This window comes from Lysinibacillus sp. NPDC093210 (genome assembly GCF_044753985.1).
In the GTDB taxonomy this organism is placed as follows: domain Bacteria; phylum Bacillota; class Bacilli; order Bacillales_A; family Planococcaceae; genus Lysinibacillus.
Window position 1 is genome coordinate 177,560 of sequence record NZ_JBIVOE010000007.1, and the last position, 13,716, is coordinate 191,275.

General features: G+C 40.1%; 12 protein-coding genes and 1 other annotated feature. All 12 genes read left to right on the forward strand.

Features of this window, described 5'->3' with window-relative positions:
* Positions 1-7: 7 nt before the first annotated feature.
* Positions 8-550, forward strand: a complete 543-nt coding sequence (locus ACIP9C_RS16945; protein WP_401012491.1) for a UvrB/UvrC motif-containing protein — start codon at positions 8-10, stop codon at positions 548-550.
* Complete coding sequence (gene mcsB, locus ACIP9C_RS16950) at positions 547-1,656, forward strand: protein-arginine kinase McsB (protein ID WP_401012493.1); 1,110 nt, start codon at positions 547-549, stop codon at positions 1,654-1,656. The genes ACIP9C_RS16945 and mcsB overlap by 4 nt, the downstream gene beginning before the upstream one ends.
* The gene (locus ACIP9C_RS16955) at positions 1,646-4,090 is read left to right on the forward strand and encodes an ATP-dependent Clp protease ATP-binding subunit (protein WP_401012495.1); all 2,445 of its coding nucleotides are present in this window, start codon (positions 1,646-1,648) and stop codon (positions 4,088-4,090) included. Before mcsB ends, ACIP9C_RS16955 begins: the two co-directional genes overlap by 11 nt.
* A gap of 111 nt (positions 4,091-4,201) precedes the next feature.
* Complete coding sequence (radA, locus tag ACIP9C_RS16960) at positions 4,202-5,578, forward strand: DNA repair protein RadA (RefSeq protein WP_401012497.1); 1,377 nt, start codon at positions 4,202-4,204, stop codon at positions 5,576-5,578.
* Positions 5,579-5,934: 356 nt separating this feature from the next.
* On the forward strand, positions 5,935-7,020 hold the full coding sequence (locus tag ACIP9C_RS16965; RefSeq protein WP_401012499.1) for a PIN/TRAM domain-containing protein: 1,086 nt from the start codon (positions 5,935-5,937) through the stop codon (positions 7,018-7,020).
* A 12-nt stretch (positions 7,021-7,032) separates the two neighbouring features.
* Complete coding sequence (ispD, locus tag ACIP9C_RS16970) at positions 7,033-7,725, forward strand: 2-C-methyl-D-erythritol 4-phosphate cytidylyltransferase (RefSeq protein WP_401012574.1); 693 nt, start codon at positions 7,033-7,035, stop codon at positions 7,723-7,725.
* Between the two features lie 247 nt (positions 7,726-7,972).
* Positions 7,973-8,449: a 2-C-methyl-D-erythritol 2,4-cyclodiphosphate synthase gene (gene ispF / locus ACIP9C_RS16975; RefSeq protein WP_401012501.1), complete on the forward strand. Its 477-nt coding sequence runs from the start codon at positions 7,973-7,975 to the stop codon at positions 8,447-8,449.
* Between the two features lie 124 nt (positions 8,450-8,573).
* Positions 8,574-10,034, forward strand: coding sequence for a glutamate--tRNA ligase (gltX, locus tag ACIP9C_RS16980; RefSeq protein WP_401012503.1), 1,461 nt, complete (start codon positions 8,574-8,576; stop codon positions 10,032-10,034).
* Positions 10,035-10,083: 49 nt separating this feature from the next.
* Positions 10,084-10,301: a binding site (T-box leader), on the forward strand.
* Between the two features lie 189 nt (positions 10,302-10,490).
* Positions 10,491-11,141, forward strand: coding sequence for a serine O-acetyltransferase EpsC (gene epsC, locus ACIP9C_RS16985; protein ID WP_340821735.1), 651 nt, complete (start codon positions 10,491-10,493; stop codon positions 11,139-11,141).
* Complete coding sequence (cysS, locus tag ACIP9C_RS16990) at positions 11,138-12,538, forward strand: cysteine--tRNA ligase (RefSeq protein ID WP_401012505.1); 1,401 nt, start codon at positions 11,138-11,140, stop codon at positions 12,536-12,538. The genes epsC and cysS overlap by 4 nt, the downstream gene beginning before the upstream one ends.
* 5 nt (positions 12,539-12,543) lie before the next feature.
* Positions 12,544-12,963, forward strand: a complete 420-nt coding sequence (locus ACIP9C_RS16995; protein ID WP_427430070.1) for a Mini-ribonuclease 3 — start codon at positions 12,544-12,546, stop codon at positions 12,961-12,963.
* Positions 12,963-13,715, forward strand: a complete 753-nt coding sequence (rlmB, locus tag ACIP9C_RS17000) for a 23S rRNA (guanosine(2251)-2'-O)-methyltransferase RlmB (RefSeq protein WP_401012509.1) — start codon at positions 12,963-12,965, stop codon at positions 13,713-13,715. Before ACIP9C_RS16995 ends, rlmB begins: the two co-directional genes overlap by 1 nt.
* Position 13,716: the final 1 nt, after the last annotated feature.

The following is a 13,716-nucleotide window of genomic DNA, read 5'->3' on the forward strand; positions in this document are numbered from 1 at the left end:
GATGGAAATGATTTGCGAACATTGCAAGCAACGCAATGCGACAGTAACTGTGACACAAGTACAAAGTGGGCAGAAGGTGGAACACCATTATTGCGATGTCTGTGCCTCACAGTTCCATCCGTTCCATGCAGAGTTTAAACAAGAGCCTGTATCGATTCAACAATTATTATCCAACTGGTTTGGCTCACCTACATGGCAAAAAGTCGGTGAAAAACAGCAAGCGCCACCTCAGCAACAAACATGTCCACAATGTGGATTTACGTATAAGCGATTTTTGAAAGAGGGTAAATTTGGTTGCCCTAGTTGTTATGACACGTTTAGCGAGCATTTGCCAAAGCTGTTTAATCGTATTCAAGCAGGACCTCAGCATATAGGTAAAATGCCTGGTGCTCAAAACAATGTTTTTGTCATTAAAAAACAAATTGAAGATATTCGGAAACGCATGAAGGATGCAGTGGACGAGGAGCAATTTGAGGAAGCGGCGAAGCTTCGTGACGAGGCAAAAAATCTTGAACAACAGCTACAATTCGAAGGTGGTGATGTGTCGTGATGATTGAATCGTTTTTAGAGCGTGCTACACCTGCATGGATGGATATGGAGGATGATTATTCAGATATCGTCATTAGTACACGCATCCGCCTTGCAAGGAACTTAGATGGTTTTCGTTTCCCTTTAGTTTTCTCGGAAAACGAGGCATTACAGGTAGAGCAGGCTGTCACCCACGCAATACAGGACAGTTCCAAGCTTCAAGAAAGATATTCTTATTTTTCAATAAAAGATTTAACACCGTTACAACGACAAATTTTAGTTGAAAAGCATTTAATTAGTCCACAGCTTGCAAAAAAAGAGCAAGTCGGCGCTATGTTGTTGTCTGAGGATGAATCTATTTGCATTATGGTGAACGAAGAAGACCATTTACGCATTCAATGTATGACGGCGAGTTTTCAACTTCTGAAGGCATACGAGCAAGCAAATAAGATTGATCGAGCCTTAGAAGGAGCCTTGCCATATGCGTTTCGTGACACTTTTGGATATTTAACAAGTTGCCCAACTAATATTGGTACTGGATTACGCGCTTCTGTTATGATGCACCTTCCCGCGCTTACACTGACAGGTCAGATGAATCAAATCATCAATGCAATGACTCGTTTAGGGATGACCGTTAGGGGTATATACGGTGAAGGTAGTGAAAATTTAGGGAATATTTATCAAGTATCAAATCAAATTACACTAGGAAAAACAGAAGAAGATATTTTAGCAGATATCCAAAGTGTTGCAGAAAAAATTATTCAAAAAGAACGGCAAGCAAGAAGTAAGCTAATGGAAAAAGCGGAACTTGCTTTAGAAGATCGTGTATACAGAGCTTTAGGGACATTAACACATGCTCGAATTTTAACAAGTGAAGAAGCTGCTACTTGCATATCAAATGTACGTTTAGGAGTGGATTTGCAGTTGATTGATAATATTAAAGCAACATCTTTAAACGAGTGCGTTGTCAGCATGCAGCCAGGATTTTTACAGCACTATGCAGGAGAGGTTTTACCGCCTGCTGAGCGAGACAGAGCACGAGCAAAAATGTTGCGAGAGGCATTATTTCTAGAAACTAAGAGTAAGCCTATTATAGGGGGAAAAGGAGAGGATTCATATGATGTTTAATCGTTTTACACAACGCGCACAAAAAGTATTACAGCTTGCTCAGGAAGAGGCAATTCGTTGGAAGCACGAATCAATAGGAACAGAGCATATTCTTTTAGGGCTTATTCGTGAAGGCGGTGGTATAGCTGCGAAAGCATTAGAAGCCATTGATATTAGCCCTCAAATGATTGAAGCAGGTATTGAAGAGCTAGTCGGTAAAGGAACAGAGGATGTTGGACCAATTGTGCACTACACGCCTCGTGCGAAAAAAGTAATTGAATTATCGGTCGATGAGTCGCGTAAATTAGGCCATTCCTATATTGGTACAGAACATTTATTATTAGCGCTTATTCGTGAAGGCGAAGGGGTAGCTGCTCGTGTATTAAACAATGCTGGTGTGGGCTTAAATAAAGCTCGTCAGCAAGTATTATTGTTGTTAGGTAATAACGACAATGCACAATCTGGACAACAAGCGACACAGGCTGCAAATACGCCTACATTAGATAGCTTAGCGCGCGATTTAACACAAATTGCTCGTGAAGGTTCATTAGACCCTGTTATTGGACGTAGCAAAGAAATTACACGTGTTATTGAAGTGCTATCACGTCGTACAAAAAATAACCCTGTGCTCATCGGTGAACCAGGGGTAGGTAAAACGGCAATTGCAGAAGGCTTAGCGCAACAAATCATTAACAATGAAGTGCCAGAAATTTTGCGCGATAAACGTGTAATGACGCTTGATATGGGGACAGTTGTTGCGGGTACTAAATACCGTGGTGAATTTGAGGATCGTTTGAAAAAGGTAATGGATGAAATTCGTCAAGCGGGCAACGTCATCTTATTCATTGATGAATTGCACACACTAATCGGTGCAGGTGGGGCAGAAGGTGCAATTGATGCTTCAAACATTTTAAAACCTTCATTGGCACGTGGTGAATTGCAATGTATTGGTGCTACAACATTAGATGAGTACCGCAAATACATTGAAAAAGACGCAGCTTTAGAGCGTCGTTTCCAACCGATTCAAGTCGATGAGCCAACTGTTGAAGAAGCTATTCAAATTATTCACGGCTTACGTGATCGCTATGAGGCGCATCACCGTGTGAAAATTACAGATGAAGCGATTGAGGCAGCGGCAAAAATGGGTGATCGTTATATTTCAGACCGCTTCTTGCCTGATAAAGCAATCGACTTAATCGATGAAGCTGGCTCAAAAGTACGCTTACGTTCATTCGCGGTGCCACCAAATTTAAAGGCACTTGAAGATAAACTTGAAAATGTCCGCTCTGAGAAAAATGCAGCTGTATCTGGTCAAGAATTTGAAAAGGCAGCGTCTTTAAGAGATACAGAGCAAAAGTTAAAAGACGAAATTGAAACAACTCGTAAAACATGGAAAGAAGAACAAGGTAAAGCAGAATCGAAAGTGACGGTAGACGATGTGGCAGCTGTAGTTTCTATGTGGACGGGAATCCCTGTAGCAAAAATTGCACATGAAGAATCATCTAAACTATTACAACTTGAGGAAGAGTTACACAAACGAGTTGTTGGTCAAGGTGAGGCTGTTGAGGCAATTTCTCGTGCGATTCGACGCGCAAGAGCAGGTTTAAAAGATCCGAAGCGTCCAATTGGTTCATTTATTTTCCTTGGTCCTACAGGGGTCGGGAAAACAGAACTTGCAAGAGCGCTTGCAGAAGTAATGTTCGGTGATGAAGATGCGATGATTCGCGTTGATATGTCAGAATATATGGAGAAACATTCGACTTCACGTTTAGTGGGCTCACCTCCGGGATATGTAGGTTTTGATGATGGTGGTCAGCTTACAGAAAAAGTGCGACGCAAACCGTATTCCGTTGTGCTACTTGATGAAATTGAAAAAGCTCACCCAGATGTTTTCAATATTTTACTTCAAGTACTGGAAGATGGTCGTTTAACTGATTCTAAAGGACGTGTCGTTGATTTCCGCAATACGGTTGTCATTATGACTTCTAACGTAGGCGCGGACGCGTTAAAGTATCAAAAAAATCTTGGCTTCAGCTTAGGAAGCTCAGAATCGAAGCATAAAGATATGAAGGGTACAATGCTAGAGGAATTGAAAAAAGCATTCCGCCCAGAATTTTTAAACCGTATCGATGAAATGATTGTGTTCCACTCACTAGAAAAAGAACACTTAAAAGAAATCGTTTCAATGATGGCTAATTCCTTAACAAAACGTCTACAGGAGCAGGATATTACGTTAGAGTTAACCGATGCTGCACTAAATAAAATTGCAGAGGAAGGCTATGATCCTCAATATGGTGCTCGTCCACTCCGTCGTGCATTGCAAAAACAAGTGGAAGACCGTCTATCGGAAGAACTGCTTAAAGGAAATGTAGAAAAAGGAAACCAAGTTGTGATCGATTATGTAAATGAAGAATTCGTCGTTAAGAAAAAAGAGGGCGTTTCAATTTCTAAATAAGCAGGTTGCTTATTGTTAACATGTTGATTTAAGAAGACAGCGTGGCATTTAGTGCCAAGCTGTCTTTTTTTATGTAAAATGAATATAAGAACAAATATTCGAGGTGGTACTATGGCGAAGAAAAAAACTAAATTTGTCTGTACTGGTTGTGGCTATGAATCTGCAAAGTGGATGGGCCGTTGTCCAGGGTGTGGAGAATGGAATAAAATGGTTGAGGAAGTAGAGGTCGTTGCAAAAGGTCCTCGAGGAGCATTCCAACACTCGGCTACAGTAACACAAAAGGCTATACCTATTATACAAGTGGAAGCAGCTGAAGAATCTCGTGTAGCTACTGAAATGGGAGAGCTCAATCGGGTTTTAGGCGGTGGTATCGTGCCAGGATCCCTTGTATTAATTGGTGGTGACCCTGGGATTGGGAAATCAACGCTTTTATTACAGGTATCTGCGTTGCTATCAAATAAAGGGCACCGTGTGCTGTATATTTCTGGGGAGGAATCTATTCGACAAACGAAATTGCGTGCAGAGCGTTTAGGAGTAATTTCTCAAGAGCTTTATATTTATTCGGAGACGAATTTAGAGTTGTTAAACCAAACGATTGATGATGTACAGCCGAAGTTTGTTATCGTGGATTCCATACAAACAGTTTTCCATCCAGAGGTGACAAGTGCACCTGGTAGTGTATCGCAAGTACGTGAATGTACAGCAGAGCTAATGCGAATTGCAAAAACGAAAGGCATTGCCATTTTCTTAGTAGGGCATGTAACGAAAGAAGGGCAAATTGCGGGACCACGTATTTTAGAACATATGGTGGACACAGTGTTGTATTTCGAAGGGGAGCGTCATCATAACCACCGTATTTTACGGAGTCAGAAAAACCGCTTTGGCTCTACAAATGAAATTGCTATCTTCGAAATGCTTCAGGGGGGTTTAAAGGAAGTATTGAATCCGTCTGAGTTGTTTTTACAGGAACGCTCACAAGGTGCTGCAGGTTCAACCATTGTGGCATCAATGGAGGGGACAAGACCAATTTTAGTAGAAATTCAGTCGCTAGTGACTCCGACGAGCTTCAATTATCCAAAACGTATGGCAACAGGGGTAGACCAAAACCGCGTGCAATTGCTTATGGCGGTGCTTGAAAAGCGGATGGGTCTCATGCTACAAGCGCAGGATGCATATATTAAAGTTGCTGGCGGTGTGAAGTTAGATGAACCTGCAATTGACCTAGCGGTGTTGACGAGTATTGTTTCAAGTTTTAAGGATCAGGCAGTGCGTGCTACAGATTGTTTTATTGGTGAAGTAGGCTTAACAGGAGAGGTACGTCGTGTAACACGTATTGAACAACGTGTCATTGAGGCGGCAAAACTAGGCTTTAAGCGAGCGTTTATTCCTGCCTCTAATATTGGCGGTTGGGATTTCCCACAAGGTATCGAAATTGTGGGTGTAGAGACAATTAAGGATGCATTGAATGCCTGCTTTAGAGAGCTATAAATAATTTTATGTGCCAATTTTATAACTGGTTCCTAAAAGAATACCGACATTGAAGTGGAGCGAAAGCTGTAGCGTAATGTTGAATTTTATTTTTATTTTGATGCAATGTGAATTATGAAATTGATTGAATAAATTAGTGCATGCTGAGGAATATCCTAGCATGCACTTTTCCTTCATTTTAGCGGTCATAAAAATTTCTTGAAATTGGATAACATTTATTGTGGAAGTAATGCATCTCTCAAGGCTTTAATAACGTCCAATAAACAGCAGTAAAAATAATAATGTTTTGATGGGCTCAAAACAGATTTTCTACTGAAAAATATGTATAATCGATTATAAGAATTGGAGGTGACAGTATGAAAAAATTTATTCAAATTGCTTTTTTACTGATTGGGGGAGCTTTAGGCCTTGTTTTCTTACCGCCATTATACGAATTGCTTCATTTATCATCTAATCCTTGGCTTGATAATCCTTATGTATCAGTTGCTTTAGGGGCGCTTTTACTATTTACATTATCGTTCGCATTTTCCGACTATTTCGTTCGGCTTATTAGCTGGATGGAAGAGGTGCTATTTAAAGTACCGGTTGGGGATTTATTATTTGGTACGCTTGGGCTAATTGTAGGACTTATCGTAGCGTATTTCCTAGGCTTTGCGATTGATAGCGTTCAGATACGTGGTATTACAGAAGTAATTCCAATCATCCTGTCATTTGTGCTTGGCTATTTGGGATTCCGTGTCGGCTTTAAAAAGCGAGATGAGCTACTACAGTTATTCACATTACGTGGGCATAATGCGAAGAAAAAAGCTGCTGAAGGTAGTGATGTTCCAGAAATTCGCGGTAGCTATAAATTGCTAGATACGAGCGTTATTATAGATGGCCGTATTGCGGATATTTCTGAAACTGGCTTTATTGAGGGTGTCCTAGTGGTGCCGCAGTTTGTGCTAACGGAGCTTCAGCATATTGCAGATTCCTCAGATACATTAAAACGTACAAGAGGTCGCCGTGGATTGGATATATTAAAAAAACTGCAAGATGAACGTATGACAAAGGTAGAGATTACCGAAGAAGATTTTGAAGATGTGCAGGAAGTCGATTTAAAACTTGTACGCCTTGCAAAGAAAATGGGCAATGACACTCAAATTGTTACGAATGATTTCAACTTGAACAAAGTATGTGAGCTACACCAAGTGCAAGTGCTGAACATCAATGATTTGGCAAATGCAGTGAAGCCAGTAGTTATTCCTGGTGAGGATATGCAAGTTGTCGTTATTAAAGATGGGAAAGAGCATAACCAAGGTGTCGCTTATTTGGATGATGGCACGATGATAGTTGTAGAAGGTGGTCGAAGTTATATAGGACAGGCAATTACAGTAACTGTAACGAGCGTTCTACAAACATCAGCAGGTCGTATGATTTTTGCCAAGCCAAAGGATGATTAGGAAGTGGAGAATGTGCAGTATGAAGTAGTACTTCCGGCAGCAGGTAGCGGGAAGCGAATGGGAGCAGGACAAAATAAATTATTTTTAGAGCTTTTAGGGAAACCGATTTTAATACACACATTAGAAGTATTTGAGCAAGATAGAAACTGTACAGGAATTTGGCTTGCAGTGAAGCCGGAGGAGCGAGCGTTTATTCAAGAAATGCTCGCGAATTATAGTATCTCTAAGGTTAAGGGCTTGCCCGATGGTGGTGCAGAGCGTCAACATTCGGTTCATTCCTGCATGAAGGAAATGGAGCAAGTTGATATCGTTTTAGTGCATGATGCAGCACGTCCGTTTATTACGCACGCAATTATTGCAAACCTTGTGCAAAGTGCCCATAATTATGGCGCTGCTATCGCTGGCGTTCGTGCCAAGGATACGATGAAAAAAGTACGTGATGGCATCATTGAAGAAACAGTAGATCGTGAAAGCCTGTGGATGATTCAAACACCACAAGCATTCCGCTTTGATTTGATTGTAGAGGCTGAAGATGTTGCCGAGAAAGTAGGCTTCCTAGGCACAGACGAGGCAATGCTAGTTGAACGTCTCGGCCATGCGGTTCATATTGTAGAGAGTACCTACGAGAATGTGAAGATGACGACTAAAGAAGATTTACTATTTGGTGAAGCAATTTTACGGCGCCGAGTGTCGGAAACTTATTAAAAATAACTTTGAATCTCATCAGCTTTAAACGTAGCTGATGGGATTTTTTTATTAATCTTGTACAAACTATAAAAAACTTTATGTATGTTGATTATCTCTATCGTAAGTTAGTTGTGTATGTAAAGAGTTTTGAAGATGATGTGGAGAGCTCAATTTCCTAGGAAATATGGTAAACTGTCTATAAATAGAAAATCATAAAGGCAGGTGAATGCTGTTACAATTATCTCTGTTGTAACGGCAGTATTGTATGTTTCGAGTAGGACAAGGTTTTGACGTACATGCATTTGAAGAAGGGCGTCCACTAATTATTGGTGGTATTACAATTCCACATGAAAAAGGCTTAGTAGGGCATTCGGATGCAGATGTATTATTACACACGGTAACAGATGCAGCACTTGGAGCAATAGGTGAAGGTGATATTGGTCGTCACTTTCCAGATACAGATCCTGAATGGAAGGATGCTGATTCAGCAAAGTTACTAGAGTATATTTGGAAAATCGTTGAAGACAAAGGTTATGTGCTTGGCAATGTAGATTGCACCATTATGGCACAACGTCCGAAAATGGCGCCTTACATTGAACAAATGAGAAATCGCATTGCAACGCTATTAAACGCAGAACCATCACAAGTAAATGTCAAAGCGACAACTACTGAAAGATTGGGCTTTACAGGTCGAGAAGAAGGCATTGCTTCAATGGCAACGATTCTATTGATAAAAAAATAAAAAATGCCGCGTGTCCAATTCCTAAGCACGCGCTACTTTTATTTCCTATACTACAGTGGTAAAATGAACAAAGTTAAAAAAGGTCGGAATTATTTTCAGACGAACATTTAGGAGGCATTTAATTATGACGAAAGAAGTTCGCGTTCGTTACGCGCCATCACCAACTGGATTTTTACATATTGGCGGTGCACGTACAGCGTTATTCAACTATTTATATGCAAAACATCATAACGGTAAATTCATCGTGCGTATTGAAGATACGGATATTGAGCGTAATGTAGAAGGTGGAGAAGCGTCTCAGTTAGATAACTTAAAATGGTTAGGTATCGAATATGACGAGTCAATCGATATTGGTGGTCCTTATGCACCTTATCGTCAAATGGAACGCCTGGATATTTATAAAGAGCATGCTGAAAAGTTATTACAACAAGGTAAAGCATATAAATGTTTCTGTTCATCAGAAAAATTAGAGGCGTCTCGTGAAGAGCAAAAAGCTCGTGGCGTTGCAGCACCAACTTATGATGGTACTTGCCGTCATTTATCTGCTGAAGAAGTAGCAGCTAAAGAAGCGGCTGGAGAGCAATATACAATTCGTATGCGTGTACCTGAAAATGTAACATATGAATTTGAAGATTTAGTGCGTGGACAAGTATCATTCGAATCAAAAGATGTTGGTGACTGGGTACTTGTGAAAGCAAATGGTATTCCAACATACAACTATGCGGTAGTGTTAGACGATCACTTTATGGAAATCTCACACGTATTCCGTGGGGAAGAACATTTATCAAACACACCAAAACAAATGATGATTTTTGATGCATTTGGTTGGGAATATCCTCGCTTTGGGCATATGACATTAATCATTAACGAGAACCGCAAAAAATTATCAAAACGTGACGAGTCAATAATTCAATTCGTAACGCAATATAAAGACCTTGGTTATTTACCAGAAGCTATGTTCAATTTCTTCGCTTTACTAGGTTGGTCTCCTGAAGGTGAAGAAGAGATTTTCACAAAAGAAGAATTTATTAAAATGTTTGATGAGAAACGTTTATCAAAATCGCCATCTATGTTTGATAAGCAAAAGCTTACTTGGATGAATAATCAGTACATCAAAAAATTATCTTTAGAAGAAGTAGTGGCTTTATCTTTACCACACTTACAAAAAGCTGGCTTATTACCAGAAGAGCTAACAGCTGAAGAACGTGCTTGGGCAACAGATTTAATCGCGCTTTACCATGAGCAAATGAGCTTTGGTGCTGAAATCGTGGAGCTATCTCGCCTATTCTTTAACGATCATATTGAATATGATGAGGAAGCAAAAGCAGTTTTAGCTGGAGAGCAGGTACCAGAGGTAATGGCTGCATTTAAAGTGCAACTTGAAAATTTAGAAGAATTTACACCTGAAACTGTCAAAGCAGCTATCAAAGCTGTGCAAAAAGAAACGGGTCATAAAGGTAAAAATTTATTTATGCCAATCCGTGTTGTGACTACAGGTGAAACGCACGGTCCGGAGCTACCGAATGCTATTTGTTTAATCGGTAAAGAGAAAACAATTGACCGTGTAGAAAAATACGCGAAATAATAGAAATTTATTGACAAACTGTTTCTTCGATGTAAAATGAATGTACATTGAGAAAGCGTTGATAAGGAGAAGTACGTGGCGCAAGCTCTAAAGAGAGGACCATCACCGGCTGAAAGTGGTCTGAGCCAAGGCAAAACCGAAATGCACCTTTGAGCATAAAGCTGAACAATAGTAGGCTTTATCGAGTCGTTCCCGTTATAGGACGTCCAAAGTGGAAGGCATATGCCTTCAATCAGAGTGGAACCGCGCAAATTCAGCGTCTCTGTCATTCCTTTTTAGGAATGATAGGGGCGCTTTTTATTATTTTTTTATGATTTTCGGGTGTTAGATGAAAAAGGGAAATCATTACTAATAACAATAGGTTTTAACGTCATTTTTGCGTGGGGTTATTGTAAGGGTTTGAAATAACGTGGTCGAGATCACAAACACACATTGAATCGAAAAGGGGGAGTTTTGATGTTTAAAAGAATAAAGGAAGATGTAGAGACTATTTTTGAAAATGATCCAGCAGCGCGCAGTGTACTTGAAGTTGTGTTAACATATTCAGGGCTGCATGCTACATGGGCGCATCGAGTTGCACACTGGTTTTTTAAAAGACGTTTTTATTTTATCGCACGCGTAATTTCGCAAATAAGTCGCTTCTTTACAGGAATTGAAATACACCCTGGTGCTAAAATTGGTCGTCGCTTCTTTATTGACCACGGCATGGGCGTTGTTATAGGGGAAACATGTGAGATAGGCGATAATGTTACACTTTATCAAGGTGTTACACTTGGGGGTACAGGGAAAGAAAAAGGCAAGCGCCACCCGACATTAGAAGATAATGTGTTAGTTGCCACAGGTGCAAAAGTATTAGGTTCTATTACAATTGGTGAGAATAGTAAAATTGGCGCTGGTTCAGTAGTATTAAAAGAAGTGCCACCAAATTCTACTGTAGTCGGTATCCCTGGTAAAGTAGTGATGCGAGATGGTGTTCGTTTAGAGAAAAAACTAGATCATCAAAATATTCCTGACCCTGTAGAGGAACGTTGTCAAGGTTTCGAAAAGCAAATAGCAGCATTGCAAGAAGAAATCGGACGCTTACAAAAGGAGAGAGAAACACAATGAGTATTCAAATTTTTAACTCATTAACAAGACAAAAAGAAACTTTCGTACCGCTAGAAGAAGGCAAAGTTAAAATGTATGTTTGCGGTCCGACTGTTTATAACTATATTCATATTGGGAATTCACGTCCTGTAATTGTGTACGATACTGTACGACGATATTTTCAATATAAAGGCTACGATGTGAAATTTGTATCAAATTTCACAGATGTGGATGATAAAATTATTAAAGCAGCAAACGAGCTTGGTGAAGAAGTTCATGAGCTTACCGACCGTTTTATTGCTGCATATTTTGAAGATGTTACTGCACTAGGATGCAAAAAGGCCGATGTGCATCCTCGTGTAACAGATCACATGGATGACATTATTGAATTTATTAAAGTGTTAATCGAAAAAGGCTACGCATATGAATCGGCTGGCGATGTGTATTACCGAACTCGAAAATTTAACGGCTACGGTAAGCTTTCACATCAATCGGTGGATGATTTAAAGATCGGTGCACGTATCGAAGCAGGCGAGAAAAAAGACGATGCATTAGACTTTGCATTATGGAAAGCAGCAAAGCTTGGTGAGATTTATTGGGAAAGTCCTTGGGGCAACGGACGTCCAGGATGGCATATTGAATGCTCGGTCATGGCACGTGAGCATTTAGGTGATACAATTGATATACATGCAGGTGGTCAAGATTTAACATTCCCGCACCATGAAAATGAAATTGCGCAATCTGAAGCACATAACGATACAACATTTGCGCGCTACTGGATGCATAATGGATATATTAATATAGATAATGAAAAAATGTCAAAATCCCTTGGTAATTTTGTGCTTGTGAACGATATACGTAAACAAATCGATCCACAAATTTTACGTTTCTTTATGTTATCTGTACATTATCGTCACCCAATTAACTTTGCTAAAGATTTAGTAGATGCTGCAGCTACTGGTTTAGAGCGTATTCGCACTTCCTATAACAACGTTAAGTACCGCTTATCCGCTACTGCGAGTCTCGGTGAACATTCGGACGAATGGCTCCAACAAATCGCTACACAAAAAGCACAATTTGAAGAAGCGATGGATGATGATTTCAATACAGCAAATGCTATTTCAGTATTATTTGAATTAGCTCGTATTGCTAATATTTACTTGAATGAGACGAATACTGATGAAAAGGTATTATTAACTTTTGTTGAAACTTTTGAGGTATTAGGTGACGTCTTAGGTATTGAATTTGCAAAAGAAGCTGAACTTCTAGACGAAGAGATTGAAGCCCTTTTGCAGGAACGCGTAGAAGCACGTAAAAATCGTGACTTTGCTCGTTCAGATGAAATCCGCGACCATTTACAGGCGCAAGGTATCATTTTAGAGGATACACGCCAAGGGACAAGATGGAAACGAGGGTAAGTAACTTGGATAAACTCCGAAATGAAGATGTTAAGCAATTAAATGCATTAGCGCTCGCATATATGGGAGATGCGGTTTTAGAACAAAAGGTCCGCGAGTATTTACTGCGTAGTGGCCGTGTAAAGCCGAATACACTCCATAGAGAAGCAACACATTATGTATCAGCAAAGGCACAGTCTACGATTGTACATCGCATGATGGATGAAAATTTTTTAACAGAGCAGGAATTGGCTGTGTTCCGACGAGGACGCAATGCCAAGTCCGGTTCTGTTCCGAAAAATACAGATGTCCAAACATACCGGAATAGCTCCGGCTTTGAGGCGGTACTCGGAAGCTTGTACTTACTAGGTGAATTAGAACGCGTTTATGACATCATTGCATACGCTATTCAAATAATCGAGGAATTAAAAGGAGTGTCAAAATAATGGCAGAACAAAATGGTGAAATTATTGCCGGTAAAAACCCAGTGTTAGAAGCACTTCGTTCAGGCCGCGATATGAATAAAGTATGGATTGCAGAAGGTGTTAAAAAGTCAGGGGTCAATGAACTGCTTGATTTAGCGCGTGAACGTGGCATCATTGTTCAATTTGTACCGAAAAAAAAGGTCGATCAATTATCGGATGCTAATCATCAAGGAATTGTTGCCTCTGTTGCAGCGTATAGCTATGCAGAGTTAGATGATTTATTTGCAGCGGCACAAAAAAAACAAGAAGATCCATTTTTCTTAATATTAGATGAGTTAGAGGACCCACATAATTTAGGCTCGATTATGCGAACTGCAGATGCAATTGGCGTACATGGTATAATTATTCCAAAGCGTCGCTCAGTGAGTTTGACAGCGGTTGTGGCGAAGGCTTCTACAGGAGCGATTGAGCATGTACCAGTTGTGCGTGTTATTAACCTAGCACAAACAGTAGATGAGTTAAAAGAGCGTGGCGTATGGATTGCTGGTACCGATGCAAAGGGTTCAGCGGATTATCGAAAAATGGATGCAACCTTACCACTTGCAATTATTATTGGTAGCGAGGGCAAAGGGATGGGTCGCCTGTTAAAAGAGAAATGTGACTTTTTATATCATTTGCCTATGGTTGGGCATGTCACATCATTAAATGCTTCTGTAGCTGCCGCACTTTTAATGTACGAAGTGTATCGTAAACGTCAAGAAGCGAATGAGTAAC

Excerpts from the sequence above, each read along its gene's own strand:
- ACIP9C_RS16945 (WP_401012491.1), top strand. The coding sequence starts at position 8 with ATGATTTGCGAACATTGCAAGCAACGCAATGCGACAGTAACTGTGACA.
- ACIP9C_RS16955 (WP_401012495.1), top strand. The coding sequence starts at position 1,646 with ATGATGTTTAATCGTTTTACACAACGCGCACAAAAAGTATTACAGCTT.
- radA (WP_401012497.1), top strand. The coding sequence starts at position 4,202 with ATGGCGAAGAAAAAAACTAAATTTGTCTGTACTGGTTGTGGCTATGAA.
- ACIP9C_RS16965 (WP_401012499.1), top strand. The coding sequence starts at position 5,935 with ATGAAAAAATTTATTCAAATTGCTTTTTTACTGATTGGGGGAGCTTTA.
- ispF (WP_401012501.1), top strand. The coding sequence starts at position 7,973 with ATGTTTCGAGTAGGACAAGGTTTTGACGTACATGCATTTGAAGAAGGG.
- gltX (WP_401012503.1), top strand. The coding sequence starts at position 8,574 with ATGACGAAAGAAGTTCGCGTTCGTTACGCGCCATCACCAACTGGATTT.
- epsC (WP_340821735.1), top strand. The coding sequence starts at position 10,491 with ATGTTTAAAAGAATAAAGGAAGATGTAGAGACTATTTTTGAAAATGAT.
- cysS (WP_401012505.1), top strand. The coding sequence starts at position 11,138 with ATGAGTATTCAAATTTTTAACTCATTAACAAGACAAAAAGAAACTTTC.
- rlmB (WP_401012509.1), top strand. The coding sequence starts at position 12,963 with ATGGCAGAACAAAATGGTGAAATTATTGCCGGTAAAAACCCAGTGTTA.